17 protein-coding genes and 1 pseudogene are annotated in these 25,700 nt (G+C 72.5%); 12 read left to right on the top strand and 6 right to left on the bottom strand.

Annotated features, from left to right (window positions below):
* Positions 1-14: 14 nt before the first annotated feature.
* Positions 15-710, bottom strand: a complete 696-nt coding sequence (locus ACIF80_RS31780; RefSeq protein WP_399810953.1) for a glycerophosphodiester phosphodiesterase — start codon at positions 708-710, stop codon at positions 15-17.
* Positions 711-778: 68 nt separating this feature from the next.
* Positions 779-1,937, bottom strand: a pseudogene (locus ACIF80_RS31775) (adenosine deaminase); the annotation flags it as partial.
* A 62-nt stretch (positions 1,938-1,999) separates the two neighbouring features.
* Here ACIF80_RS31775 and ACIF80_RS31770 point away from each other — a divergent pair.
* Entirely contained in the window at positions 2,000-2,935 is a 936-nt protein-coding gene (locus ACIF80_RS31770) for a hypothetical protein (protein WP_399810951.1), read from the top strand.
* A gap of 364 nt (positions 2,936-3,299) precedes the next feature.
* On the opposite strand, the gene ACIF80_RS31765 is transcribed toward ACIF80_RS31770, so the two are convergent.
* On the bottom strand, positions 3,300-3,932 hold the full coding sequence (locus ACIF80_RS31765) for an NADAR family protein (protein ID WP_399811182.1): 633 nt from the start codon (positions 3,930-3,932) through the stop codon (positions 3,300-3,302).
* A gap of 201 nt (positions 3,933-4,133) precedes the next feature.
* On the opposite strand from ACIF80_RS31765, the gene ACIF80_RS31760 reads away from it, so the two are divergent.
* The 7 genes from ACIF80_RS31760 (at position 4,134) to ACIF80_RS31730 (ending at position 11,926) form a co-directional block, all read left to right on the top strand.
* The gene (locus ACIF80_RS31760; RefSeq protein WP_399810948.1) at positions 4,134-5,669 is read left to right on the top strand and encodes a gamma-aminobutyraldehyde dehydrogenase; all 1,536 of its coding nucleotides are present in this window, start codon (positions 4,134-4,136) and stop codon (positions 5,667-5,669) included.
* A gap of 48 nt (positions 5,670-5,717) precedes the next feature.
* Complete coding sequence (locus ACIF80_RS31755; protein ID WP_399810946.1) at positions 5,718-6,965, top strand: PotD/PotF family extracellular solute-binding protein; 1,248 nt, start codon at positions 5,718-5,720, stop codon at positions 6,963-6,965.
* 4 nt (positions 6,966-6,969) lie between these two features.
* The gene (locus ACIF80_RS31750) at positions 6,970-8,136 is read left to right on the top strand and encodes an ABC transporter ATP-binding protein (protein WP_399810943.1); all 1,167 of its coding nucleotides are present in this window, start codon (positions 6,970-6,972) and stop codon (positions 8,134-8,136) included.
* Complete coding sequence (locus tag ACIF80_RS31745) at positions 8,136-9,080, top strand: ABC transporter permease (protein ID WP_399810940.1); 945 nt, start codon at positions 8,136-8,138, stop codon at positions 9,078-9,080. Before ACIF80_RS31750 ends, ACIF80_RS31745 begins: the two co-directional genes overlap by 1 nt.
* On the top strand, positions 9,080-9,880 hold the full coding sequence (locus tag ACIF80_RS31740; RefSeq protein WP_399810937.1) for an ABC transporter permease: 801 nt from the start codon (positions 9,080-9,082) through the stop codon (positions 9,878-9,880). Before ACIF80_RS31745 ends, ACIF80_RS31740 begins: the two co-directional genes overlap by 1 nt.
* A 5-nt stretch (positions 9,881-9,885) precedes the next feature.
* Entirely contained in the window at positions 9,886-11,289 is a 1,404-nt protein-coding gene (locus ACIF80_RS31735) for an NAD(P)/FAD-dependent oxidoreductase (RefSeq protein ID WP_399810934.1), read from the top strand.
* 181 nt (positions 11,290-11,470) lie between these two features.
* A complete protein-coding gene (locus ACIF80_RS31730) occupies positions 11,471-11,926 on the top strand; it encodes a hypothetical protein (RefSeq protein WP_399810932.1) in 456 nt (151 codons plus the stop codon).
* A 185-nt stretch (positions 11,927-12,111) separates the two neighbouring features.
* On the opposite strand, the gene ACIF80_RS31725 is transcribed toward ACIF80_RS31730, so the two are convergent.
* A complete protein-coding gene (locus ACIF80_RS31725; RefSeq protein WP_399810929.1) occupies positions 12,112-12,747 on the bottom strand; it encodes a phosphatase PAP2 family protein in 636 nt (211 codons plus the stop codon).
* Positions 12,748-13,222: 475 nt separating this feature from the next.
* A complete protein-coding gene (gene gabT / locus ACIF80_RS31720) occupies positions 13,223-14,557 on the bottom strand; it encodes a 4-aminobutyrate--2-oxoglutarate transaminase (protein WP_399810926.1) in 1,335 nt (444 codons plus the stop codon).
* 385 nt (positions 14,558-14,942) lie between these two features.
* Here gabT and ACIF80_RS31715 point away from each other — a divergent pair, with 385 nt between their 5' ends.
* The 3 genes from ACIF80_RS31715 (at position 14,943) to ACIF80_RS31705 (ending at position 20,484) form a co-directional block, all read left to right on the top strand.
* Positions 14,943-17,066, top strand: a complete 2,124-nt coding sequence (locus tag ACIF80_RS31715) for an ATP-binding protein (RefSeq protein WP_399810923.1) — start codon at positions 14,943-14,945, stop codon at positions 17,064-17,066.
* 205 nt (positions 17,067-17,271) lie between these two features.
* Positions 17,272-18,885, top strand: a complete 1,614-nt coding sequence (locus ACIF80_RS31710; RefSeq protein WP_399810920.1) for a PucR family transcriptional regulator — start codon at positions 17,272-17,274, stop codon at positions 18,883-18,885.
* A gap of 138 nt (positions 18,886-19,023) precedes the next feature.
* Positions 19,024-20,484: an aldehyde dehydrogenase family protein gene (locus ACIF80_RS31705; RefSeq protein ID WP_399810918.1), complete on the top strand. Its 1,461-nt coding sequence runs from the start codon at positions 19,024-19,026 to the stop codon at positions 20,482-20,484.
* A 175-nt stretch (positions 20,485-20,659) separates the two neighbouring features.
* Here the strand turns inward: ACIF80_RS31705 and ACIF80_RS31700 are convergent, their stop codons facing one another.
* On the bottom strand, positions 20,660-23,608 hold the full coding sequence (locus ACIF80_RS31700; protein WP_399810915.1) for a glycoside hydrolase family 3 C-terminal domain-containing protein: 2,949 nt from the start codon (positions 23,606-23,608) through the stop codon (positions 20,660-20,662).
* A 388-nt stretch (positions 23,609-23,996) separates the two neighbouring features.
* Here ACIF80_RS31700 and ACIF80_RS31695 point away from each other — a divergent pair, with 388 nt between their 5' ends.
* Positions 23,997-25,691: an extracellular solute-binding protein gene (locus ACIF80_RS31695; RefSeq protein WP_399810912.1), complete on the top strand. Its 1,695-nt coding sequence runs from the start codon at positions 23,997-23,999 to the stop codon at positions 25,689-25,691.
* Positions 25,692-25,700: the final 9 nt, after the last annotated feature.

The following is a 25,700-nucleotide window of genomic DNA, read 5'->3' as shown; positions in this document are numbered from 1 at the left end:
CGCCGGACGGGCCCCTACCGGCCCTGCCGGGGGGTGCGCAGGGCGCACAGGACGTCGATGCGGTTGGTGGTGATCGAGTCGGCGCCCAGCGCCAGCAGGCGGCGCAGGGAGCGGCGGGTGTCCGGGGTCCACACGGAGAGCAGGTAGCCGTCCGCGTGGACCCGGTCGGCGAGGGCCCGGTCGACCAGGCTGAAGCGGTAGTTCAGCCAGCGCGGCCGGATCGCCTCCAGGAGACCGGCGCGCGGCGGGGCCAGCGACGTACGGGTGAGGGCGATCTCGGCGGACGGGTCCGCCGCGCGCACGGCGAGCATGGCGGCGGCGCCCGCACAGTAGTGGACGCGGTCCTGGGCGCCGTGCTCCCGTACGGCGTCCACGATCCGGCGCACCGCGCGAGGGGCGGGATCGCCCGGCAGGTCCAGCATGACCCCGCTGCTCCCCGTCGCCGACAGCGCGTCCGGGAGCGTGGGCACACCATCGCCGGTCAGACCGCGCACCTCCTCCCAGGACAGTGACCGCAGCGGGCGGTCGTGCCCCCAGAGCCGCTTCAGCGTCTCGTCGTGCAGCAGGACCGGTACGCCGTCCCGGGTGAGGCGTACGTCGAACTCCACCGCGTCCGCGCCCTTGTCGAGCGCGGAACGCAGCGAGGCGAGCGTGTTCTCGCGGACGTGGTACGGGTCGCCGCGGTGGGCCACGGCGGTCACGTTGTGCATGGCGGCCCTTCGCGGGGTCGGTTCGCCTGCCGGTTCACGGGACGGGTCCACCGCGGCGGAGGACGGGTTCACCGCAGCGGCCGGGAGGCGAGCCAGGAGGTGGTGTAGGCGTCGATCTCGGCCGCCAGCCGTGCCTTGGCCGGCTCGTCCAGGAACGAGGCCTCCACCGCGTTCCCGGCCAGCGCCGCCAGGCCCCGCTCGTCGAGGTCCAGCAGCCGCGCGGCGATCGCGTACTCGGTGTTGAGGTCGGTGCCGAACATCGGAGGGTCGTCGGAGTTGACGGTGACCAGCACACCGGCGCGGACGAACTCCTTGATCGGGTGCTCGTCCAGGTCGGCGACCGCGCGGGTGGCGATGTTGGAGGTGGGGCACACCTCCAGCGCGATGCGCCGCTCGGCGAGGTGCGCGAGCAGTTCGGGGTCCTGGGCGGCGCTGGTGCCGTGCCCGATCCGCTCCGCGCGCAGGTCGATCAGGGCGTCCCACACCGTGCCGGGGCCGGTGGTCTCACCGGCGTGCGGCACCGAGCGCAGGCCCGCGGCGATGGCCCGGTCGAAGTACGGCTTGAACTGCGGCCGGGGCACCCCGATCTCGGGTCCGCCCAGGCCGAAGGAGACCAGGCCCTCCGGGCGCAGCCGGTCGTCGGTGGCGAGCCGGGTGGTCTCCTCGGCGGACTCCAGGCCGGCCTCGCCGGGGATGTCGAAGCACCAGCGGAGCACGGTCCCGAACTCGGACTCGGCCGCCTTGCGGACGTCCTCGATCGCCTCCATGAAGGCCCGCTCGTCGATCCCGCGGCGGGTCGACGAGAACGGGGTGATCGTCAGCTCGGCGTACCGCACCTGCTGCCGGGCCAGCTCACGCGCCACCTCGTAGGTGAGCAGCCGGACGTCCTCGGGCGTGCGGATCAGGTCGACGACGGACAGGTACACGTCGATGAAGTGGGCGAAGTCCGTGAAGGTGAAGTAGTCGGCGAGCGCCTCGGGGTCGGCGGGGACCCGGGAGTCGGGATGGCGGGCGGCCAGCTCCGAGACGATGCGGGGGGAGGCGGAACCGATGTGGTGCACGTGCAGTTCGGCCTTGGGCAGTCCGGCGATGAAGTCGTGCGGGCCGCTGCCCGCCTCGGCGGACGCGGCGAGGCGTTCGGTCATGGTCCCTCCCCGGGAGCGGCGTCCCCGGCCGGGGTGCGGCGGGACGCGGGTGATCGGTGGATCGGGGATCATCGTAGGCCGGGCACGCACGGGGCGGGGGCGGGCCGTACGATGACGGGACGTTCGACGGAGGGGGCCCAGCGTATGTCCGACGACGCGCAGGCGCCGGAAGCGCGGGGGAACCCGGCGGGCGGCACTCCGCCCCGGGACCCGCATGCTCATGACGACGTCTGGGCGGAGCCGGCCGACAGCAGGGCCGCGCAGGCCCAGCCGCCCCAGAGCCCGCCGCGGGACGTGGCGCCGCCCGAGCCGACCCAGGTGGACCTCGGCAGTCGGAGCACGACCGGACCGTCGGGCTCCGCCGGAGTCACCGACCCGTTCGCCCTCCCGGAGTTCGACCCGCCGGCACCCGCCCCGAGTGCGCCCGCCGCGGCCGGCACGCCCCCCGCCTCCGGCACCCCGTCCGCTCCCTCGGCGCACGACCAGCGGACGGTCACGTCCTTCCCCGCGACGGGCGCCCCGGCCGCCGGACCGGCCTCGCCGTCCGCCCAGCCCTGGGCCGACCCCTCCACCCCCTCCACCCCGTCCACCCCGTCCACCCCGTCCGCCCATGCGACGCCCGCCGGCCACGGCACCGCGGCCCCCAACCCCTTCGCGCCCCCGGCCGCCGAGCCGGTCCCGCCGCCCCTCGCACCCGGCGGCCCCGGGCAGGCGCCGTACGGCTATCCGGGCGGCCCCCAGGGCGGTTACACCCACGCGGCCGCGCAGTCACCCGGTTACGCCGGTATGCCCGGCCAGGGTTACTACGGCTGGACCGGCATGCCTCCGCAGCCCGCCAACGGCATGGGTGTCACCGGACTCGTGCTCGGGATCATCTCGGCCGTCGTCTTCTGCTTCTGGCCACTGGCCGTCGGGCTCGGTGTCCTCGCCGTGATCTTCAGTGCCCTGGGCCGGGGCAAGGCCGCCCGCGGCGAAGCCACGAACCCGGGCCACGCCCTGGCCGGTCTCATCTGCGGCTGGGCCGGCATCCTCCTGGGCGCCTGCATAGGCATTCTCACCCTCACCACGCCTTACTGGTAGGACCTCTCGTCCGGACCACGCGGGGTCCGCGGGCCCCGGGTGCCTGACCCGAGCCGGTCCGCCCCGGCTCGACCTGGCCCGATCCCGACGAAGGACCTTGGCCCGTGCCCCGGCCCCTCACCCGAGCCGAAGACCGGGTCCGGCCGGCACGCATGACCTCCGTCGGGACCCGCGGGACGGACCTCGCCCGGTCCGCCCGGCCCGGGCCGGCCCCGGCCACCGTCCGTGCCCGGATGCCCGTGGCGTCGCGTCGGCCCGCATCCGGGGGGCTCTCACCCGGTCACGTGGCCGGGCGCGGTCCCGGTGCGCCGGCCCGGCCGCCCGACCGCCGGGCCCCTTACCCCGGCGGCCGAACCCAGGCCGCTCAGGCGTCCGCCCCGGTCTCGGCCCCGGCCTCCCGGAGGCGGGCGCGGGCCTGCATCAGGGCGAAGCCCAGGAGATTCGCGCCGCGCCACTGGACGGGGTCCGCCGCCCTCTCGTTCTTCGCCCCGAGCCCGATGCCCCAGACGCGGTCCCTGGGGCTCGCCTCGACCAGGACGCGGTCGCCCGTGTTCAGCAGGAAGGCACGCAGGTCCGCGTGGGCGGCGAACTTGTGCGTGCTGCCCTCGACGACGACACGGAACCGCTCGCGCCGCCAGACCGCCTCGTCGAAGTGCCGGACGAGGCGGCCCTCCTTCTTCGCGTCGGCGGGGTGCCCTGCGGCCAGGATCTTCCGTTCCGCCTCCGGATCTGCGAATATCCGGGCCTTGGCCGCCATCATCCAGTGCTCGGCGGTCGCGTAGGTCACGCCGTCCACCGTGAACGGCGACGGCCACCACTGGCTCAGGCAGCTCGCCCCGATCCGGCCGTCGGGCAGTGGCCGGTGCCCCCAGAAGTGCAGGAACTTGATCCGCTCCCCGGCGCTCAGCGCCTCGATCAGGGCCTCCCGGGAATCGATCGCCCCGACCCCTCCCGCAGTTCCAGCCCTCTCCACGACCTTGTCCGCCTCCGTGTTCATCCCCATGCGCGCGAGTTTCGCAGGCAGTACTGACAATCGGCCTGTCCTTTCCGTGTTCGTGCGACGCTCCGTCGACAGATTTCGTTGCTTAACCAAATGGAAACAACGGAATCACTTGTTGGCATCGCATGCCTCTGTCAGGATCGGCACTCAAATCGAGCTGGCGCCACGCCGCCCCCTCGGGAAACGGAGGAGAGCGACATGCAGCACCCCGGCAACGCCACCCCGGAACGGTTTCCGGCCGAGGAACGATTCGCCGACGGGGCGCAGTTCGTCGCGGGACGACTGACGAAGGGCACCTCGGGCCGTACGCACACGGTCGTCGACCCGGCCACCGGCGAGGACGTGTACGCCTACGAACTCGCCGGCACCGACGACGTGGACGCGGCCGTCGCCGCCGCGCGGAAGGCGTTCGGGGCATGGGCCGGTGCCACCCCGGGCGAGCGGTCCGACGCGATGCACCGGTTCGCCGCCGTGGTCGCCGAGCGTGCCGAGGACTTCGCCCGCGCCGAGTCCCTGCAGTGCGGCAAACCCCTGAAGCTGAGCCGGGAGTTCGACGTCCCCGGGAGCATCGACAACATCGCCTTCTTCGCCGGCGCCGCCCGGCACCTCCAGGGTCAGTCGGCCGGTGAGTACTCCGGCGACCACACCTCCTACGTGCGCCGCGAACCCATCGGCGTCGTCGGCTCGATCGCTCCCTGGAACTACCCCCTCCAGATGGCCGCGTGGAAGATCCTCCCGGCGATCGCCGCGGGCAACACGATCGTCCTCAAGCCCGCCGAGATCACCCCGCTGACCTCACTCCTGCTCGCCCGGGCCGCCACCGACGCCGGCATTCCGGACGGCGTGATCAACATCGTCACCGGCACCGGCCAGGAGGCGGGCGAGCACCTCGTCGGCCATCCCGACGTGGCCATGACCTCCTTCACCGGTTCCACCGCCGTGGGCAGGCGGGTCGCCGCCGTCGCCACCGCCACCGTCAAGCGCGTCCACCTCGAACTCGGCGGCAAGGCGCCCTTCGTCGTCTTCGACGACGCCGACCTCGACGCCGCCGTCAACGGAGCGGTCGCGGGCGCGCTCATCAACACCGGCCAGGACTGCACGGCCGCCACCCGCGCGTATGTGCAACGCCCCCTCTACGAGGCGTTCGTGGAGCGCACCGCCACGCTCATGGAGACCGTGCGGCTCGGCGACCCCTTCGCCGCCGGGACCGACCTCGGCCCGCTGGTCTCGCACGCGCAGCGCGACAGGGTGGCCGGCTTCGTCGACCGGGCGCGTGCCTACGCGCGCGTGGTGACCGGCGGTCGGGCCCCGGGCGGGGAACTCGCCGCCGGTGCGTACTACCGGCCCACCCTGATCGCCGGTGCCCCGCAGGACAGCGAGGTCGTGCAGGCCGAGATCTTCGGACCGGTGCTGGTCGTCCTGCCCTTCGACACCGACGACGAGGGCATCGCGCTCGCCAACGACACGCCGTACGGACTCGCCGCCTCCGCCTGGAGCCGGGACGTGTACCGGACCGGCCGCGCCACGCGCGAGATCAGGGCCGGCTGCGTGTGGATCAACGACCACATCCCGATCATCAGCGAGATGCCGCACGGCGGTTACAAGGCGTCCGGCTCCGGCAAGGACATGTCCGCGTACTCGTTCGAGGAGTACACCCAGCTCAAGCACGTCATGTTCGACAATACGGCGGCGGTCCGCAAGGACTGGCACCGCACGATCTTCGGGGACCGATAGCAGCCGGGCCGACCGACCGACGGCCCCACTCCGAAAGGCACCACGCGTATGGAGCAGTACGAGCCCGACCGCCTTTCCCCGGCCCAGGTGGCCGCCATGCGGCGCAGCTTCCGCAACGGCAGGGCGGCCCTGTCGCGCCGGTCCCTGCTGCGCGCCTCCGCGGGCGGCGCGCTCGCGTTCGGCGGCGTCGGGGCGCTGAGCGCCTGCGGCATCCCCCCGGCGGGCAGCACCCGGGGCGGCGTACCGGCCGAGGACCACTCGGAGAAGGAGAAGAGCGTCGCCTTCTCCAACTGGACCGAGTACATGGACGTCGACGACAGCGGGCGCGAACACCCCACACTGGACGCGTTCACCGAGCGGACCGGCATCAAGGTCACGTACACCGAGGACATCAACGACAACACCGAGTTCTTCGGCAAGATCAAGCCGCAGCTCGCCGCCGGCCAGGACACCGGCCGCGACATCATCGTCCTCACCGACTGGCTGGCCGCCCGCCTGATCCGGCTCGGCTGGGTGCAGAAGCTGGATCCGTCCCACCTGCCGCACGCCTACGCCAACCTGTCGTCGCAGTTCCGCAGCCCCGACTGGGACCCGGGCCGTGCCTACTCCTACCCCTGGCAGGGCATCGCGGCCGTCATCGCCTACAACAAGAAGGCGCTCGACGGCGTCGAGGTGAAGACCCTCTCCGACCTGCTGGACAACCCGAAGCTCAAGGGACGTGTCGGCCTCCTCACCGAGATGCGCGACACCATGGGCCTGGCCCTGCTCGACATGGACAAGGCCCCGGAGAAGTTCACCGCCGACGACTACGACGCGGGGATAGCCCGCCTCCAGAAGGCCGTCGACAAGGGGCAGGTCCGCCGCTTCACCGGCAACGACTACACCTCCGACCTCAGCAAGGGCGACTTCGCCGCGTGCGTCGCCTGGGCCGGCGACATCGTCCAGCTGAAGGCGGACAACCCGGACATCGACTTCCTGATCCCGGACAGCGGCTACATGACGTCCAGCGACAACCTGATGATCCCGAACAAGGCCCGGCACAAGACCAACGCCGAGCGGCTCATCGACTACTACTTCGAGCCGCGTCCGGCCGCCGAGCTCGCCGCCTACATCAACTTCGTCTGTCCGGTCGACGGGGTGAAGGACGAACTAGCGAAGATCGACGAGGACGCGGCGAACAACCCGCTGATCCTCCCCGACCGGGCCATGCAGGCCAAGTCCCGTTCCTTCCGCTCCCTGAGCACCGAGGAAGAGACGGCATGCGAAGCGAAGTTCGCGAAGCTCACGGGGGCGTGACGAGATGAAGACGACGCACGACACGGCCGCCCACGGCGGGGACGTCCGCCTCACCGGCCTCGGCAAGACCTACGGCGCGTTCACCGCGGTCCACCCCCTCGACCTGACCGTGCCCGAGGGTTCCTTCTTCGCCCTGCTCGGCGCGTCCGGCTGCGGCAAGACCACCACCCTCAGGATGATCGCCGGCCTGGAGGAACCCACCGCCGGTACCGTCCACCTCGGCGACCAGGACGTCACCGCGCTCCCGCCGTACAAGCGGCCGGTGAACACCGTCTTCCAGTCCTACGCCCTCTTCCCGCACCTCGACATCTTCGAGAACGTCGCCTTCGGTCTGCGCCGGCGCGGCATCAAGAGCGTGAAGAAGCAGGTCGGGGAGATGCTGGAACTCGTCCAGCTCGGCGAGCAGGCCCGCAAGAAGCCGCACCAGCTCTCCGGCGGCCAGCAGCAGCGGGTCGCCGTGGCCCGCGCCCTGATCAACCATCCGAAGGTGCTGCTGCTCGACGAGCCGCTCGGCGCCCTCGACCTGAAACTGCGCCGTCAGATGCAGCTGGAGCTCAAACGCATCCAGACCGAGGTCGGCATCACCTTCGTCCACGTCACGCACGACCAGGAGGAGGCCATGACCATGGCCGACACGGTCGCCGTGATGAACGGGGGCCGCGTCGAGCAGCTCGGCCCGCCCAGTGAGCTGTACGAGAACCCGCGCACCACGTTCGTCGCCAACTTCCTCGGCACGTCCAACTTCATCGAGGCCGACGTCGACACCAGGTCGGGCGACGACCTCGTGCTGAAGGCGGGCGGCGGCAAGCTCGTCCTGCCCTCGGCGCGCAACAGCGGCCCCACGGCGGCCGGCGGCAAGGTGCTGCTCGGGGTGCGCCCGGAGAAGATCTCCCTCGTCCACGCCGACGACGCCGGACGCATACCCGAGGGCCGCAACCGGATCACCGGCCGGATCTCCGACTCCAGTTACCTCGGCGTCTCCACCCAGTTCGTCGTCGACAGCCCGGTCTGCACCGCGTTCGAGGTCTACGTCCAGAACATCGACCGCGACCACCGGCTGGCACCCGGCGCCGAGGTCGTCCTGCACTGGAACCCGGCGCACACCTTCGGTCTCGACGCCGCACAGGATGCGGACGCCGGTGTGGAAACCGTCGGGGAGGAGGCCGTCTGATGGCCACCGTCACCCAGTCGCCACCGCCCCGGCCGCCGGCCCCGGCGCCCGCCCCGGCCCCGCGGGCGAAGCCGCCGCGGAGGCGGGGCCGCTGGACGCCGTACCTGCTCCTGCTGCCCGGCCTGCTGTGGCTGTTCGTCTTCTTCGCGCTGCCGGTGATCTACCAGGCCTCCACCTCCGTCCAGACGGGCTCCCTGGAGCAGGGTTACGAGGTCACCTGGCACTTCGCCACCTACTGGGACGCGCTGTCCGCGTACTGGCCGCAGTTCGTCCGCTCGGTGCTCTACGCGGCCTCCGCGACCGTGCTGTGCCTCGTGCTCGGCTACCCGCTGGCGTATCTGATCGCCTTTCGCGCGGGACGCTGGCGGAACCTGATCATGATCCTGGTGATCGCGCCGTTCTTCGCCAGCTTCCTGATCCGCACCCTCGCCTGGAAGACGATCCTGGCCGACAGCGGCCCCGTGGTCGAGATCCTCAACGCGCTGCACGTCCTGGACGTCACCTCCTGGCTCGGCTGGACCGCCGGCGACCGGGTGCTGGCCACACCGCTCGCCGTCGTCTGCGGTCTGACGTACAACTTCCTGCCGTTCATGGTCCTTCCGCTCTACACCTCCCTGGAGCGCATCGATCCCCGGCTGCACGAGGCGGCGAACGACCTGTACGCCAGGCCCTCGACCACCTTCCGCAGGGTCACCCTCCCGCTGTCGATGCCGGGCGTCGTCTCCGGCACGCTGCTGACCTTCATCCCGGCCACCGGCGACTACATCAACGCGGACCTGCTCGGCTCCACCGACACCCGCATGATCGGCAACGTGATCCAGACGCAGTTCCTGCGCATCCTGGACTATCCGACGGCCGCGGCGCTCTCGTTCATCCTGATGGCCGCGATCCTGTTCGCGGTCACCTTCTACATCCGCAAGTCCGGCACGGAGGATCTGGTGTGATGACCTTCGTCAACTGGCTCAAGCGCCGTCTCGTCGTCATCGCGGGACTGCTGACGCTCGGGTACCTGCTGCTGCCGGTCGTGGTGGTGGCCGTGTTCTCGTTCAACAAGCCCAAGGGCCGCTTCAACTACGAGTGGCAGCAGTTCTCCACGGACGCCTGGAAGGATCCGTGCGGGGTCTCCGGCCTGTGCGGCTCGCTGTCGCTCAGCCTCCGGATCGCGCTGTGGGCCACTCTCGGCGCCACCGTGCTCGGCGCCATGATCGCCTTCGCGCTGGTCCGCTACCGCTTCCGTGCCCGCGGCGTCGTGAACTCGCTGGTCTTCCTGCCGATGGCGATGCCCGAGGTGGTCATGGCGGCATCGCTGCTGACCCTGTTCCTCAACATGGGCGTCCGGCTCGGCTTCTGGACGATTCTCATCGCCCACGTCATGTTCTGCCTCAGCTTCGTCGTGGTCGCCGTCAAGGCGCGCGTGATGTCGATGGACCCGCGCCTGGAACAGGCCGCCCAGGACCTGTACGCCGGTCCGGTCCAGACGTTCATCCGGGTCACCCTGCCGATCGCCGCCCCCGGCATCGCGGCGGGCGCGCTCCTCGCCTTCGCCCTGTCCTTCGACGACTTCATCATCACCAACTTCACCTCGGGTTCCACCGTCACCTTCCCGATGTTCGTCTGGGGCTCCGCGCAGCGCGGAACCCCGGTGCAGATCAACGTCGTCGGTACGGCCATGTTCGTCGTCGCCGTCCTGCTGGTGCTGGTCTCGATGGCCGTCGGCAACCGCCGCAAGCGGCAGAAGGCGTGAAGACCATGAGCCGTTGGACGACATCCCTCGCCGATGCCCGGCCGACCGCGTACTGGCTGGACGACCCCGGCCGGCCGGAGCCCCGGCCCGCCCTCCCCGGCGCCGAGACCTGCGACCTGCTGGTGGTGGGCGGCGGATACAGCGGACTGTGGACGGCGCTGATCGCCAAGGAACGCGACCCGGACCGGGACGTCGTCCTGGTGGAGGGACGTGAGGTGGGCTGGGCCGCCTCGGGCCGCAACGGCGGATTCTGCGCCGCCTCCCTCACCCACGGCCTGGCCAACGGCCTGGCCCGCTGGCCGGACGAGATCCACCGGCTGGAGCGGCTGGGCGCCCGCAACCTCGACGCCATCGAGGCGACGGTCGCCCGCCACACCATCGACTGCGAATTCGAACGCACCGGCGAACTCGACGTCGCCACCGAGCCCTACCAGGCACGCGAACTGCGCGACTGGTACCAGGAGATCGACCGCCGGGGCCTCGCCGACGGCGTCGACCTCCTCGACACCGACGCGGTCCGCGCCCAGGTCGACTCGCCCACCTTCCTGGCCGGCCTCTGGGACCGCCGGGGCGTGGCCATGCTCCACCCGGCGAAACTCGCCTGGGGGCTCAAACGGGCCTGCCTCGACCTCGGCGTCCGCGTGTACGAGCACACCCCCGCCCTCACCCTGCGTCCGTACGGCGCCGGGATGTCCGTCCGCACCCCCTACGGGCAGATCCGCGCCCGCACGGCCGCCCTCGGCACCAACGTCTTCCCCAGCCTGGTCAAACGGACCCGCGCCTACACCGTCCCGGTCTACGACTACGCGCTGATGACCGAGCCGCTCACCGACGGACAACTGGCGTCCGTGGGCTGGAGGAACCGGCAGGGACTCGGCGACAGTGCCAACCGGTTCCACTACTTCCGGCTGACCGCCGACCAGCGCATCCTGTGGGGCGGCTACGACGCGGTCTACCCGTACGGCGGGCGGGTGCGGGCCGAGTACGACGACCGGCCCCGGACGTACGCGAAGCTCGCCGGCCACTTCTTCACCTGTTTCCCGCAGTTGGAGGGCGTCCGTTTCACCCACGCCTGGGGCGGCGCGATCGACACCTGCTCCCGCTTCTCGGCGTTCTACGGCACCGCCCACCGGGGCAGGGTCGCCTACGCGGCCGGCTTCACGGGACTCGGCGTCGGCGCCACCCGCTTCGGCGCCGAGGTGATGCTGGACCTGCTGGCGGGGGAGCGCACCGAGCGCACGGAGCTGGAGATGGTGCGCAGGAAGCCGCTGCCGTTCCCGCCCGAGCCCTTCGCCTGGACCGGCATCGCGCTCACCAAGTGGTCGCTGGCGCACGCCGACACCCACGACGGGCACCGGAACCTGTGGCTGCGGACGATGGACAGGCTGGGACTGGGCTTCGACAGCTGAGAGCGGTTCTCGGCGGCGTGGCCGGGTTGCCGGGTTTCGGCACTGATGACCGGATTCCGGCGGGCGTGATCCGGTTCACTCCCATCGGGTGCCGAAACCCGCGTAATGCCCGGCGGAAAGCTTCCTCTCCTCCTCGGGACGCGACTTTCCCGCGTCCACGACAGAGAGGCAGGCGTTTGTGATGACAGGGACGAAGCCGGCGGTCGAGTGGCTCTCCTCGGTCGCACCCGACCCCGAGGCGTGCCGCTGGGAGTGGCAGCGCAACCCGCACGGGGTGGCGCTGCTGCCGGCCGGCAAGGCGTGGGACGTGCTGATCCTGCCGGGCAGGCTCGGCTACCCCACGCTCGACGTGCTCACCCGCGTCCTCGCCCGGCCCGGCCCGGTGCTGGTCGACTTCGGTGACGCGCGGATGGGCTTCCTCGTGCCGCCGGGCACCGCGGCCCGCTGGGTCGGCACCGGCATCCGTACGGCGGGTGACGGCACCTGGATCGTGGTGCCGTATCCGGGCCGCGCGTCGGCCGGCGGGACGCGCTGGCTGTTCCCGCCGGACGGCTCGGGCACGCTCACCGACCCGGCCCTGCTCGAACTGGCCATGCACGAGGCGGCGGCGGGGCTCGCCGGGCGGGAGGAGGCGTAGCCGGCGGGAGGACGGACCAGTGACAGAGACTTTGACGGCCCGAGTGGCCCGGATCGGCCCGAAGGCGCTCCGTCCCCCGCCTTCCTCCTCTCGTTCCCCCCATGCCCGGAGGCAGCCGTGGATCGCCGCAGACCGTTCCAGCCATCCGGCCCTCTCTCCGCCGCCCCCGTCCGCGACGCCCGCGGTCACTTCGGCCGACCGGCCGGCTGCCGGCCGGCGGCTGCCGGACGGCTGCTCCGGCCGGCCGGCAGCCACAGGCAGATCAGCAGTACCGCCCCCAGGCACCAGCCGGCCGCCACGTCCAGCGGCCAGTGGTAGCCCCGGCGCACCAGGCCGTAGGAGGCGCCGGCGACCAGGGCGGCGCAGAGCAGCAGGAGCGCGCGGCGGACCGCCGGTGAGCGCAGCAGCGGGACGAGGAGGAGGACCGCCGCACCGTACGCGACGACGGCGGTGGCGGTGTGGCCGGAGGGGTAGTAGCCGACGGCCGGGGGCACGGCCGGGGTGCCGGGGCGATCGGTCCAGGCCTTCAGGGGCACGACGAGCACCGGCACCAGCGCCATCGCCACGGCTCCGGCCGCCGGCGGCAGCCACCAGCGGTCCCGGCCCGCGGCACGTCCCTGCCACGCGACGTACGCCAGAGCGGCCACCAGGACGGGCACGGCCACCTCGATGTTGCCGAGGTCGGCGAGCAGTTCGGAGGCCCGGTCCGGCCGGACGAGCGCCCTGCTCAGCCGTTCGTCCAGATCCACCAGGGGGCCGTCGGTGACGACCTGCCAGGTGATCAGCGCGAAGACGAGAACGGGGGGTCCGAGCAGCAGCATGGTGCACAGCTTCGCATTCGCGGACGCGCGGCCGTTCGCAGCGGCAGGTCCCGGGGCACGCCGAAGGGCCAGTGCAAGGGGGGGGTGAGCACTGGCCCTTCGGGGAACGGCCTGCCGCGCGTGACGCGTGGGCTGCCATCCGGATCGGAACGCCGCGCGCCCCGGGGGGTGTGGGGCGGGCGGCTGTCCGATCGTGAGGAGACCCGAAACCCGGGGGCTCCGGTTGTGTGCGCGAGGGCACGACCAGGGCGAAGCTGGGGAGGCCTCGGCCCGTACCGCTCACAGTTCCCCGTGAGCGGGTGTATCTCTTGTCCCGGTAGAACCTACGGCAGGGGGTGGACCCGCGACAGGGCCAACAGGCTCCTGCCATCCACCCCGCACACGTTCTTCACACGCTCTGCCGCTCGTGCCCCGGCGGGACCGCCGGGGCGGCTCACCCGCTCCGGCGGCGGCTCAGATGTGCACGAACGCCTGCTCAGAGGCGGGTGAACGCCTCTTCGAGGATGTCCAGGCCCTCGTTCAGCAGGTCCTCGCCGATGACCAGCGGCGGCAGGAAGCGCAGGACGTTGCCGTAGGTGCCGCAGGTCAGGATCAGCAGACCCTCCTGCTGACAGGCCTTGGCCAGCGCCGCCGTCGCCTCCGGGTTCGGCTCCTTGGTCGCACGGTCCTTGACCAGCTCGATGGCGATCATGGCGCCGCGGCCGCGGATGTCACCGATGAGGTCGAACTTCTCGGCCATCGCGGTCAGACGGGTCTTCATGACCGCCTCGATCGCCTTCGCCCTGGCGTTGAGGTCCAGCTCCTTCATCGTCTCGATGGCGCCGAGCGCGCCCGCGCAGGCCACCGGGTTGCCGCCGTAGGTGCCGCCGAGGCCGCCGGAGTGGGCCGCGTCCATGATCTCGGCGCGTCCGGTCACGGCGGAGAGCGGGAGTCCGCCGGCGATGCCCTTCGCGGTCGTGATCAGGTCCGGGACGATGCCCTCGTCCTCGCAGGCGAACCACTGGCCGGTGCGGCAGAAGCCGGACTGGATCTCGTCGGCGACGAACACGATGCCGTGCTCCGCGGCGAACTCGGCGATCGCGGGCAGGAAGCCCTTGGCCGGCTCGATGAAACCGCCTTCGCCGAGGACCGGCTCGATGACGATCGCGGCCACGTTCTCCGCGCCGACCTGCTTGGAGATCTGGTCGATGGCCTGGGCGGCGGCCTCCGGGCCCGCGTGCTCGGCGCCGGTCGGCCAGCGGTAGCCGTAGGCGACCGGAACGCGGTACACCTCGGGCGCGAACGGGCCGAAGCCGTGCTTGTAGGGCATGTTCTTCGAGGTCAGCGCCATGGTGAGGTTGGTGCGGCCGTGGTAGCCGTGGTCGAACACCACGACCGCCTGCCGCTTGGTGTAGGCCCGCGCGATCTTGACGGCGTTCTCGACGGCCTCGGCACCGCTGTTGAACAGGGCCGACTTCTTGGCGTGGTCGCCCGGGGTCAGCTCGGCGAGCGCCTCGGCCACGGCCACGTACCCCTCGTACGGCGTGACCATGAAACAGGTGTGCGTGAAGTCGGCGAGCTGGGCGGTGGCGCGGCGTACGACGGCCTCGGCGGAGGCGCCGACCGAGGTCACCGCGATGCCCGAGCCGAAGTCGATCAGCCGGTTGCCGTCGACGTCCTCGATGATCCCGCCGCCCGCGCGCGCGGCGAACACGGGCAGTACGGAGCCCACGCCCTGGGCGACCGCGGCGGTACGGCGGGCCTGCAGCTCCTGTGACTTCGGGCCCGGGACGGCGGTGACGACGCGGCGCTCCTGCGGAAGTGCGGTCATGAGGGGCTCCTGGGGGGTGTAACGGACACTTGCCTTCTTTTCTCGCAGGCTAGGGCGGGAAGGGAAGACTGGGCATGCTCCATGTGGGCGTTGTCCGGGGGACCGGGTTGTCCGGTGTGGACATAGCGGGGGACCGGGGCGGGGGAAGGCGGTGGTGTGCCGGCGGCCCGGGGCGTGGCGGGCGGGCGGCGCGCGGTGACGGCCGGAAACCGCGTGGTGACGGCCGGAAACCGCGCGGGACACGGCGGGGGATTCGGCGCGGCCCGGCACCGTGCGAAGTGCCCCCGTGGCCCGACCCGGCCGGGTGAACGGTGAACTCGCCCTGCGGGGGCGTTAGATTGGCTCGCTGATGGTGAACGGCGCGGCTGCTCAGGGGGCAAGGGCGATGGACGGCGACGGGACGCAGGACGCGCGGGGTACGCACGCGAACCCGGTGCCGCGCCCTGCCGGGCCACCGGAGGTGCCCTCGGCGCCCCCGAGGCCGGCCAGGGCACCGGGCATGCCGCCCCTGCCGGACGGGTCGGCGTTCCTGACCTGGCTGCGCACACCCCGCCCGGAGGCACTGCCCGGCGTGTGGCGGTTCGGGCACCGGCCGCGCCCGGAGGAGGAACCGGAGCGCATTCCGGGACGGCAGCTGTTCAGCGGGGCCCTGATCGCGTTCCTCGTGGGCTGGCTGATCTGGTCGCTGCTGTGGAACGGGTACCTCGGCAGCTGGTGGCTGCTGCCGCTCTACGCGATGATCCCCGACTCGTGGGCGGAGCCGCACAGCTTCGCCGCCGTCGTGGTGGTCTACGCCTACTACGTGCTGATCGCGGGCCTCATCATGGTCGGCGTGGGCCGGCTCGGCCGCTGGGGCGAGATCTGGCGGCGCTACGGGCTGCCCGCCTGGCGTCGCACCCCCCGGGCCGCCGAGCGCCCGCCGACCCCCGAGGACGACCCGGCCACCTGGCCCGCGCTGCGTGCCGCCGGCGCCACCGACGCGGCGGACCGGCTCGCCGCCGACGCGCGCGCCGGGCTGATGCGGGACGTCGACCACGCCCGCATCACCCGCGCCTGGCAGGGCGTGCAGAGCGGCCGGCACCCCCTCGCGACCTTCACCGGCACGGTGCTCAGCCACGGTGCCGCCGCCTGCCCGCACCCCTCCGGCGCCCGCGACCTGCCCGCCCGGCAGGCCCGGCACGACCTGGTCACCGGGCAGGTACGGCTCGGCACCACCGCCGACGACGCCCGCAACCCGTACGCCTACCGGGGCACCGGCCTTGCCCTCAGCCCCGAACTGCTGGGCACCTCCCTGGTCGCGGTCGGACCGGCCGGCTCCGGCAAGACCGGCGCCGTCGTCCGGCCGCTCGCCGAGGCGCTGTGCCTGCACGCGCTCGCCGGACGCGCCGCGGTGGTCGTCGTCGGCGCCGCCGGCGTGGGAGCGGGCCCGGCCGACGCGTACGACGTCGTGGTACGGATCGGCAACCCCGACTCCGTGTACGACCTCGACCTGTACGGCGGGACCGCCGACCCCGACGAGGCCGCCGCCGTCCTCGCCGAGGCGCTGGTCGGTGACCTGGCCGATCCGCACCCCGGCAGCGACAGCCGGCGCGCCACCACCGTCCTCGCCCAACTGCTCGGCCCCTTCCGCGCGGTACACGGCCGCTTCCCCTCCGTCCCCGAGCTGCGCGGCCTGCTCGACGGCTCGCCCGGCCCGCTCGCCGAGCTGCGCCGGGGCCTGACGGAGACGGGACAGGAGTCGCTGCTGCGCGAACTCGACGCCCGGGAACGGCAGATGGCGCACCCCGGCGACGTCGGCGGGGTCCTCGCCGACCGGGTGGCGCTGCTCGACCGGCCGGCCTTCGCGGGGTTCTTCGACACCTCCGGGCAGTCGCGGCCCTTCACCCTCAAGGCGCTGGACCACCCCGTACGGGTCCGGGTCGACCTGCCCGCGCGGGGCCACGCCGACGCGTCGCGGGTGCTGGCGCGGCTCGTCCTCGCCCAGTTCACGGCGAGCGTGACGGAGCGCGAGGACCGGTCCCTGTTCGCCTGCCTGGTGCTGGACGACGCGACCGGCGTCGTCACCCCCGAGGCCGTACGCGGCATCCAGCGGCTGAGGTCGGCCAACGCCGGGGCCGTGCTCACCCTGCGCACCCTGGACGACGTGGCGAGACCCCTGCGCGGGCCCCTGCTCGGGACCGTCGGGTGCAGGATGGCGCTGGCCGGGCTCACCCCCTGGGACGGGCAGGACTTCGCCGAGGTCTGGGGCAAGGAGTGGACCGAGGCACGGGACGTCACCGACCGGCAGATCATCGCGGAGAGCCCGGCGGGCAAGGCCTGGCACGCGGTGCGGCGGGCCATCACCGGGAAGGCGCCGACCGCGCGGGCGGTCACCGTACGGCAGGTCGAGCGGGAGCGGTGGTCCGCGTCCGAACTCGCGCACGCGATGCCGGCAGGGCACGCGGTGCTGTCCCTGACCGACGTCCGGGGCGAGCACGCGCCGCCGCTGCTGGTCGACCTGCGGGGCTGAGGGGCGCGCCGGGCGGGGTGGCGCGGGTCCGGGCGGGCCGGTTCGCAGCGGGTGGGTGAACGCCGGGAGCGGAGCACATGTGACGACGCGGTGTGCATACGGTGAGGCAGAATCGACAGGGGTCGTTCATACGTGACGGCCAAAACGTCATATCGCTCCCCGGCTCGGACACCCGGCCGGCCGTTCCCGCCGACCTGAAGGCGCCATGCCCCTGACGCTCGCTTCGCTCGCACACCACTCCGCGCTCAAACTGACCGTGCGCGCGGGCGAGGACGGCCTCGATGTGCCGGTCCGCTGGGCGCACGCCAGTGAGCTGGCCGACCCCGTGCCGTACATGGAGGGCGGCGAGCTGCTGCTCATCACCGCGCTCAAACTGGACGCGGAGGACGCGGTGGCGATGCGCCGCTATGTGAAGCGGCTGGTGGAGGCGGGGGTGGTCGGCCTCGGCTTCGCCGTCGGGGTCCACTACGAGGACATCCCCGAGGCACTGGTCGAGGCCGCGCGCGAGGAGGGGCTGCCGCTCCTGGAGGTGCCGCGCCGCACGCCCTTCCTGGCGATCAGCAAGGCCGTCTCCGCCGCCGTCGCAGCCGACCAGTACCGCGCGGTGACCGCGGGCTTCGCGGCCCAGCGGGAGCTGACCCGGCAGGCGCTGACCGGCGGGCCCGAGGGCCTGCTGACCGCGCTCGCCACCCAGGTCGACGGATGGGCCGCGCTGTACGACGCCTCGGGCGCCGTCGTCGCCACGGCACCGGAATGGGCGGCGCGGCGCGCCGCACGGCTCACGGCCGACGTGCAGCGGCTGCGGGAGCGGGCCGCGCCCGCCTCGTCGGTCGCCGCCGGGCCGGAGGACGACGACCGGGTCGAACTGCACACCCTCGGCACCGGCCGGCGCCCCCGGGCGGCGCTCGCCGTCGGCACCGCCGCGGCACTCGGCACCGCCGAGCGGTACGCCGTCCACTCCGCCATCGCGCTGCTCACCCTGACCACGGAACGCTCCCGCTCCCTGCACGCCGCCGAACAGCGGATCGGGGCCGCCGTCCTGCGCATGCTGCTCGCCGGGGAGCCGGACCACGCCCGCGCGGTGGCCGGACACCTGTACGGCGGTCTCCTGGACGCGCCCTTCCGGATCATCGTGGCCGAGACGGGCACGGCGCCCGCGGCCCGCGCCCAGGGCCACCCGAACGGCGACGCCCTCGGCGCGCTCGAGGAGGCCGTGGAGTCCGCCGCCGCCCGCTCCGGCGAGGCGGTCCTGGTGGTGCCGGACGGAGAGCGGCTGGTGGTGCTGGCCGCCGACGGCGGCGCGGCCGTGGCCGCGTGCTGCGACCACGCGGCCGCCCTGGAGGCCGTGCGGGGCGCCGGGGGAGCCCACGAACCCTTCATGGGCCCCGACGAGGACGAACTGGTCGTGGGACTCTCCGCGCCGGCCGGCCCCATCGCCGCGTCCGCCGCCTACAAGCAGGCCGGACAGGCGCTGTCGGTGGCCAGGAGGCGGGGGCGGGTGCTGGTGGAGCACGAGCAGATGGCCGCCGGGTCCGTGGTGCCGCTGCTCGCGGACGACGCCGTCCGCGCCTTCGCCGACGGACTGCTGCGGCCGCTGAACGAACACGACGCGACCGGGCGCGGCGACCTCGTCGCCTCACTGCGCGCGTGGCTCTCCCGGCACGGGCAGTGGGACGCCGCGGCGGCCGACCTCGGCGTGCACCGCCACACCCTGCGCTACCGCATGCGCCGGGTCGAGGAGATACTCGGCCGCTCCCTGGACGACCCGGACGTCCGCATGGAGCTGTGGCTGGCACTGAAGGCGGCCTCGTCCGACTGACGGCCGCCGATCCGCCAAAGCGGCGCGCCGGGGGAACCGACTGCTACGACTCGGACAAACGCCCCGCGGCCGGCGCGCCCCTACGGTGGACACGACAGGCCAAGCACCCACCCCAACGCGGAAAGGCCGGGATTCCCCATGCCCCAGAAAGATAGGGCGGCCACCCACGCCTTCTGGCTCGCCGGCCGCCAGGCCACCGGCGAGGCATCCTTCGACGTCACCTCCCCGTGGGACGGCCGGGTCGTCGGTACGGTGAGCGTGCCCACCGAGGCCCAGGTCGAGGAGGCCGTGGCCGCCGCGTACGCCGTACGGGACGCGTTCGCGGCCACCCCCGCCCATGTCCGCGCCGCCGCTCTCGACCACGTCAGCCGGCGGCTCGCCGAGCGCACCGAGGACATCGCCCGGCTGATCTCCGCCGAGAACGGCAAGCCGATCAAGTGGGCGCGCGGCGAGGTCGGCCGGGCCGTGTCCGTGTTCCGGTTCGCCGCAGAGGAGGCCCGCCGGTTCAACGGCGGAGAGGGCCAGCGGCTCGACACCGACGCCGGCGGCCAGGGGCGGCTCGCCCTCACCCGGCGGTTCCCCAAGGGCGTCGTCCTGGGCATCGCGCCGTTCAACTTCCCGCTGAACCTGTGCGCCCACAAGATCGCCCCGGCCATCGCCGCCGGCGTCCCCATCGTCCTCAAGCCCGCCCCGGCGACCCCGCTGTCCGGGCTGGTCATCGGTGAGCTGCTCGCCGAGACCGAGCTGCCGGCCGGTTCCTGGAGCATCCTCCCGGTGCCCAACGAGCGCATGCCCGCCCTGGTGCAGGACGAGCGGCTGCCGGTGATCTCCTTCACCGGTTCCGAGAAGGTCGGCTACGCGATCATGGACTCGGTGCCGCGCAAGCACTGCACCCTGGAGCTCGGCGGCAACGGCGCGGCTGTCGTCCTCGCCGACTGGGCGAGCGACGAGGACCTGGACCGGGCCGCGCAGCGCATCGCCGCGTTCTCCAACTACCAGGGCGGCCAGTCCTGCATCTCCGTGCAGCGGGTCATCGCCGACACCGCCGTGTACGACAGGCTGCTGCCGCGCATCGTCGCCGCCGTGGAGGCCCAGGTCACCGGCGACCCGGCCGACGACGCGACCGACGTCGGCCCGCTGGTCAGCCAGGACGCCGCCGAACGCGTCGAGACGTGGGTGCAGGAGGCCGTCGAGGCCGGCGCCACCGTCCTCACCGGCGGCAAGCGCGACGGCGCCTCCTACGCGCCGACCGTGCTCGCCGACGTACCGGCCGGGGTGACGATCGCCCGCGAGGAGGTCTTCGGCCCCGTCCTGACGGTGACGAAGGCGGACGGCGAGGCGGCAGCCTTCGCCGCCGTCAACGACTCCAAGTACGGCCTCCAGGCAGGAGTGTTCACCCACGACCTCCAGGCCGCCTTCCGGGCCCACCGCGCCCTGGAGGTCGGCGGCGTCGTCATCGGCGACGTGCCCTCCTACCGTGCCGACCAGATGCCGTACGGCGGTGTCAAGCAGTCCGGTGTGGGCCGCGAGGGCGTGAAGTTCGCGATGGACGACTACACCTATGAGCGGGTGATGGTCCTGACCGGCCTCGCCCTCTGAGACGGGCGGCCGGCTCCCGCTTTCCGGGAACCGTTTCCGGGCGGCCTCGCGGATGACGCGGGAACGCCGCCCGCGAAGGGGCCCGGCACCGGTTTCCGGTGCCGGGCCCCTTCGTTTCCGTGGCTGTGCGTACCTCTTCGTACCTCTTCGTACCTCTTCGTGCTTCTTCGTGTCCTCAGCCGGAGAAGCCGACCCGCGCGAGCCGCAGCGCGCCGCGCAGCCGCAGGCGCACCTCGTGCACCCCGGCGGTGGGCACCGGGGCCCCGGCGGAAGCGAGGGGCGCGCCGAGCGTGACGTAGTCGTACGGGCCCGACGTCGGGGCCGACGGGGACAGCGCGGCGAGCACCGGGCCGTCGTCGAGGGAGAGTTCGACGGTGCCCCCGCCGGACACCTCGACGGTCACCTCCCTCGCCCCGTTCCCGAAGTCACAGTGCCCAAAGACCAGTTCGCCCTCCTGTCCGGCCACCGGTGTCACCGCGTCGCCCGACTCCCTGGTCCGGTCGACGATCTCGGTGCCGCTCTGCTCGTCGAAGCCGGCCGCGTCCAGGCCGTGTTCGAGCACCGCGCGGGGGACGGCGGTCTCGCCGTCGAGCGTGATGGTGGTCCGCTGCCGGACGTCCGCGCTGGACGCGCCGGCCAGCAGCTCGTACCGGCCCGGCTCCACCCGCCACCGGCCCGCCGTCACGTCCCAGAACGCGAAGGCGGACAGGGGGAGTTCGAAGACTATGTCCGCCGTCTCGCCGGGTGCGAGGGTCAGCCGCCGGTGGGCCACCAGCTCGCGCAGCGGACGCGGCACCGACGGGTCCACGGCCCGCGTGTAGAGCTGGACGACCTCGTCGGCCGTGACGGCACCGGTGTGGGTGACCGTGAACGAGACGCGCACCCCCTGCTCCCCGGCCCGCGCCGTCAGGTCGCCGTAGGCGAAGGCCGCGTACGACAGGCCGTGGCCGAAGGGGAACAGCGGAGTGCCCCCGAAGTACAGGTAGGTCTGGCGGGAGCCGATCACGTCGTAGTCGAGCAGGCCGGGGAGGTCGGCGTCGTCGGCGTACCAGGTCTGCGGAAGCCGGCCGGCGGGGGAGACGTCGCCGGCGAGCACCCGGGCCAGCGCGGTGCCCGCGGCCTGCCCGCCGTGCGCGGTCCAGAGCATCGCCGGCAGGTCCGTCGGATCGACCGCGTACGGGTAGGCGGAGACCAGCGCCAGCACGGTGCTCGGGTTGGCGGCGCGGGCCGCGCGCAGCAGCAGCTCCTGCTGGACGGGCAGCCGGAGCGTCGTCCGGTCCTCGGTCTCCCGGCCGTTGATGTGCGGGTCGTTGCCGGCGACCACCACGACCACGTCGGCCCGTGCCGCGGCCCGCGCCACCGCCTCCTCACCGTGCTCGGTGACGATCAGCTCGAACACCTCGGGACCCGCCCCGGCCGCCGCGTCCTGCCCGGCGGCGGCGCCCTCCCCGGCAGAGGGGTTCTCCGGGGCAACCTTCACGCCGTCGGCGGCGACCTGCACGGGGAGCCCTGTTCCCACGTGCCTGAGGAGGTGACCGCCACCGTGCGGTTCCAGCCGGAACGTCTCCTGCACGACCCAGCCGCCCGGCTGGTCGGCGGAGGCGCGGAGGCAGCCGTCCTCGGCGACCGACAGATACCGGCCGTCCGGGGCGCGCAGGGTCAGCACGCCCTCACCCCAGTCGACCAGGGCGAGTTCGGTGCCCTCCGGCCCGGCGGTGAGCGGGGCCAGGTCGGTACGGCCGGCGAGCAGCGCCGGATCCAGCGCGCCCTCGGCGCCGCGCGCCGTGTCAGGGGTGTCGGGCGCCGGCGGGACGTGCAGGAAGGCGCCGGCGGAGGTCTTCAGCAGAACGCGGTCCACGCCCTCCGTGAACTCCACCCGCTCGGCGCCGAACCGCTCGTAGAGCCCCTCCAGGGGAGTGGAGCGGTGGATCAGGGTGCCGCTGTACCAGTCGAGCTTGCATTCGTCGGCCAGCAGGCCGACCACGGCGACACGGGTGTGCGCCGGGGACAGGGGCAGCAGGCCGTCGTTCTTCAGCAGGACGACCGCCTGCTCGGCGGCCTCCCGCGCCAGCGCCCGGTGCTCCGGGGTGTCGAAGGCGTGCTCGTCGGCCGCCCCCTCCGCCTGCGGGGCACCGGCGTCCCCGTACGGGTCCGCGCCCGGGTCGAACTCGCCGAGCCTGAAGCGCACCGAGAGCTGCCGGCGGACAGCGCCGTTGATCTCGGCCTCCGTCAGCAGCCCCTGCCGCAGCGCCTCTTCGAGGCGCCCCACGATGACCGAGCTGTCCGTGCCGTGGTCCGTGAAACTGTCGACCCCGGCCCGCAGCGAGGCCGCGACGGCCTCCTCGTGGGTGTCGAAGTAGTGCTCGGAATCGACCAGGTTGGACGGCGCGCCGGCGTCCGAGCAGACCAGCAGCTCCTCCTCGGTCCAGGTGCGCAACTGCTCGCGCAGATACGGCGAGACATGGTTCGGGCGGCCGTTGACCAGGTTGTACGCGGGCATCACGCCGGCCACCGCACCGGCCTCGACGGCGTCCCGGAAGGCGCGCAGATCGTACTCGTGCAGCACCCGCGGGCGGACCGAGCTGGACGTGGTGTCCCGGGCCGTCTCGTTGTTGTGCGCGAGCCAGTGCTTGAGCACCGGTGCCGTCCGCCAGTACACCGGATGGTCACCGCGCAGGCCGCGGGTGTAGGCGGTGGCGATCGCCGAGGTGAGCCGGGGGTCCTCCGAGTAGCCCTCCTCGTTGCGGCCCCACAGGGGGTGGCGCAGCAGGTTGACGGTCGGTGCCCAGACGTTGAGACCGACCCGCTCGTCCCGGGCGCGCATCGCGCGGGTCTCCCTGGACACCGCCTCGCCGACCCGGCGCACCAGCTCCGGGTTCCAGGTCGCCCCCAGCCCGACGGCCTGCGGGAACACCGTCGCCGGACCCATCCAGGCCACACCGTGCAGTGCCTCCTGACCGGTGCGGAAGGCGGCGATGCCCAGCCGCTCGACGGCGGGCGTGAACTGGTGCAGAGCTCCGATCCTCTCCTCGAGGGTCAGCCGCGACAGAAGGTCGTCGATGCGCTTCGCGAACGGCAGGTGCGGATCGCGGAAAGGCGGCGTGGGCGGCGTTGGTGCGGTCACGTGGGCATCCCCTTGTGGTGGAACGACGAAGCGCTTTCGAAGCGCTTCGATGCTGATTCCGGGGAGGGGCGGGTGTCAAGGACATGGGTGCGGGCGATCGGACGCCCGGCGGAATCTCGCGGACATTTCCTTGAAGACTGCGCGCACATTGCGCGTGCGTGGTGCTCGTGCGGTTCCTCGGCGCACCTCCGAGGAATCTTGTGAGCAACTCTTGTGCGTCCCTGGGTGTTCACTTAACCTCGCAGCAACATCGAAGCGCTTCGACTGCGAGGCCGCCTCCCCGGCACGTTCCCTCCGAACGACCGCTTCGGCTCAGCCAGTTCCAGTGAAGACACCGCAGCCGACGGCCGCCGCCGGGTGTCCTGGTGCGCCATGAAGGGTTGACGCAATGACGCCGAACGCCTCCACCTCCTCCGGGCCCAGCCGGAGAAGCTTCCTCGCCTCCACGGCGGTCGCCACCGCAGCGGTGGCGGGGGGAATGCCGCTGCTCGCCGCGTGCGGGGGTGCGGACGACGGCGGCTCGCGGGACGGCACCACGTCGGGCAAGGAGGCCAGGAAGCTGCTGCCGACGTACGTCGCCAGCAACGTCGTCACACCCGACATCCCCAGCAAGAACGGCTCCGCGGTCGGCTTCACCGGCAAGCTCGACCTCGCGGACCTGAAGACGTCGGTGCCCGAGAAGCTCGGCAAGGGCAACGAGGTCACCGTCATGTCGCCGTTCTGGGGCTCCCCGCCCAAGGACGGCAACGCCTACTACAGGACGATGAACGACCTCATCGGCGTCGACGTGGTCTGGCAGAACCAGGACGGCAACACCTACGACCAGAAGCTCGGCGCGGTCCTCGCCTCCAGCGACGTGCCCGACGTGGTGGTCGTGCCCGGCTGGAACATGACGGGCAAGATCCCCAGCGCCATCATCGGCAAGTTCACCGACCTCGGCCCGTACCTCTCCGGCGACGCCGTCAAGGACTACCCGAACCTCGCGGCGATCCCCACCGACGCCTGGCAGCGGTCCATATTCGGCGGCAGACTGCGCGGTCTGCCCATGCCGTCCTCGTACGTCACCGGCATCGTGCCCCTCTACCGCCAGGACATCTTCGAGAAGGAGGGCTACGAGGTCCCCCGTTCCTGCGACGAGTTCATGGCGCTGGCCAAGGACGCCACCAACGCCAAGGCCAAGCGCTGGGCCTGCCTGGACATGAAGTGGACCGCCTTCAACGCCTTCGGTGTGCTCTCCGGCGAGGAGAAGTCGCTCGGCTGGAACCAGGCCGACGGCAAGCTGCTCTACCGCATAGAGACCGACGAGTACCTCGAGGCCCTGGAGTGGACGCGCAAGCTGTTCGCCGCCGGCGTCGTGCACCCCGACGCCAACATGGGCAAGAGCAACGCCACCGACCCCGGGCCCAAGTTCGCCGCCGGCGAGTTCCTGATCTACAACCAGGACTCCTCGCAGTGGTGGAGCCGTACCGCCGAACAGGCCACCCAGAACCCCGATTTCAAGATCTGGGGCATGGACGTCTTCGGCCACGACGGCGGTGACCCCACGCTGTGGGCGAAGAACCCGGCCGGCATCTTCGCCTTCGTCAACAAGAAGGCCTCCGAGGCAGTGATCCGCGACGTGCTGGCCGTCGCCAACGTCACCGCCGCGCCGTACGGCACCAAGGAGTACATGGCCACCAACTACGGGGTGGAGGGCACCCACTACACCGTCAAGGACGGGGTGCCCACCAAGACGGATCAGGGCAACATCGACGTGATGAACGCCTTCGTGATGGTGGCGAGCCCCGCCGCGACCATCGCCCACCCCGACTTCCCCGAGGTCGCCAAGGGACAGGTCGAGTGGCAGCAGCGGATGGGCGCGTTCACCAAGAAGTCCGCCTTCTACGGCATGCAGATCACCGAGCCCTCCCGCTACACCAACCTCTCCAACGACTTCGAGCAGCTGGAGGACGACATCATCCGCGGCCGCAAGAAGATCGGCGACATGCAGCAGGCCGTCTCCGACTGGAAGAGCAAGGGCGGGGACAAGCTGCGCGACTGGTACCGGGAGATCCTCGACGAGAACGGTCCGGCGGCCGGCTGACCGGGTACT

It is taken from the genome of Streptomyces sp. NPDC085927, assembly GCF_044540975.1.
GTDB classification, from domain to species: domain Bacteria; phylum Actinomycetota; class Actinomycetes; order Streptomycetales; family Streptomycetaceae; genus Streptomyces; species Streptomyces hirsutus.
This window is presented reverse-complemented; position numbering and strand designations above follow the sequence as displayed.

Bases quoted from the DNA above. Each gene is read 5' to 3' on its own strand.
- ACIF80_RS31715 (WP_399810923.1), top strand. From the start codon at position 14,943: ATGGACGGCGACGGGACGCAGGACGCGCGGGGTACGCACGCGAACCCG.
- ACIF80_RS31730 (WP_399810932.1), top strand. From the start codon at position 11,471: ATGACAGGGACGAAGCCGGCGGTCGAGTGGCTCTCCTCGGTCGCACCC.
- ACIF80_RS31745 (WP_399810940.1), top strand. From the start codon at position 8,136: ATGGCCACCGTCACCCAGTCGCCACCGCCCCGGCCGCCGGCCCCGGCG.
- ACIF80_RS31755 (WP_399810946.1), top strand. From the start codon at position 5,718: ATGGAGCAGTACGAGCCCGACCGCCTTTCCCCGGCCCAGGTGGCCGCC.
- ACIF80_RS31765 (WP_399811182.1), bottom strand. From the start codon at position 3,932: ATGAACACGGAGGCGGACAAGGTCGTGGAGAGGGCTGGAACTGCGGGA.
- ACIF80_RS31760 (WP_399810948.1), top strand. From the start codon at position 4,134: ATGCAGCACCCCGGCAACGCCACCCCGGAACGGTTTCCGGCCGAGGAA.
- ACIF80_RS31725 (WP_399810929.1), bottom strand. From the start codon at position 12,747: ATGCTGCTGCTCGGACCCCCCGTTCTCGTCTTCGCGCTGATCACCTGG.
- ACIF80_RS31740 (WP_399810937.1), top strand. From the start codon at position 9,080: ATGACCTTCGTCAACTGGCTCAAGCGCCGTCTCGTCGTCATCGCGGGA.
- gabT (WP_399810926.1), bottom strand. From the start codon at position 14,557: ATGACCGCACTTCCGCAGGAGCGCCGCGTCGTCACCGCCGTCCCGGGC.
- ACIF80_RS31710 (WP_399810920.1), top strand. From the start codon at position 17,272: ATGCCCCTGACGCTCGCTTCGCTCGCACACCACTCCGCGCTCAAACTG.
- ACIF80_RS31780 (WP_399810953.1), bottom strand. From the start codon at position 710: ATGCACAACGTGACCGCCGTGGCCCACCGCGGCGACCCGTACCACGTC.
- ACIF80_RS31705 (WP_399810918.1), top strand. From the start codon at position 19,024: ATGCCCCAGAAAGATAGGGCGGCCACCCACGCCTTCTGGCTCGCCGGC.
- ACIF80_RS31735 (WP_399810934.1), top strand. From the start codon at position 9,886: ATGAGCCGTTGGACGACATCCCTCGCCGATGCCCGGCCGACCGCGTAC.
- ACIF80_RS31695 (WP_399810912.1), top strand. From the start codon at position 23,997: ATGACGCCGAACGCCTCCACCTCCTCCGGGCCCAGCCGGAGAAGCTTC.
- ACIF80_RS31770 (WP_399810951.1), top strand. From the start codon at position 2,000: ATGTCCGACGACGCGCAGGCGCCGGAAGCGCGGGGGAACCCGGCGGGC.
- ACIF80_RS31750 (WP_399810943.1), top strand. From the start codon at position 6,970: ATGAAGACGACGCACGACACGGCCGCCCACGGCGGGGACGTCCGCCTC.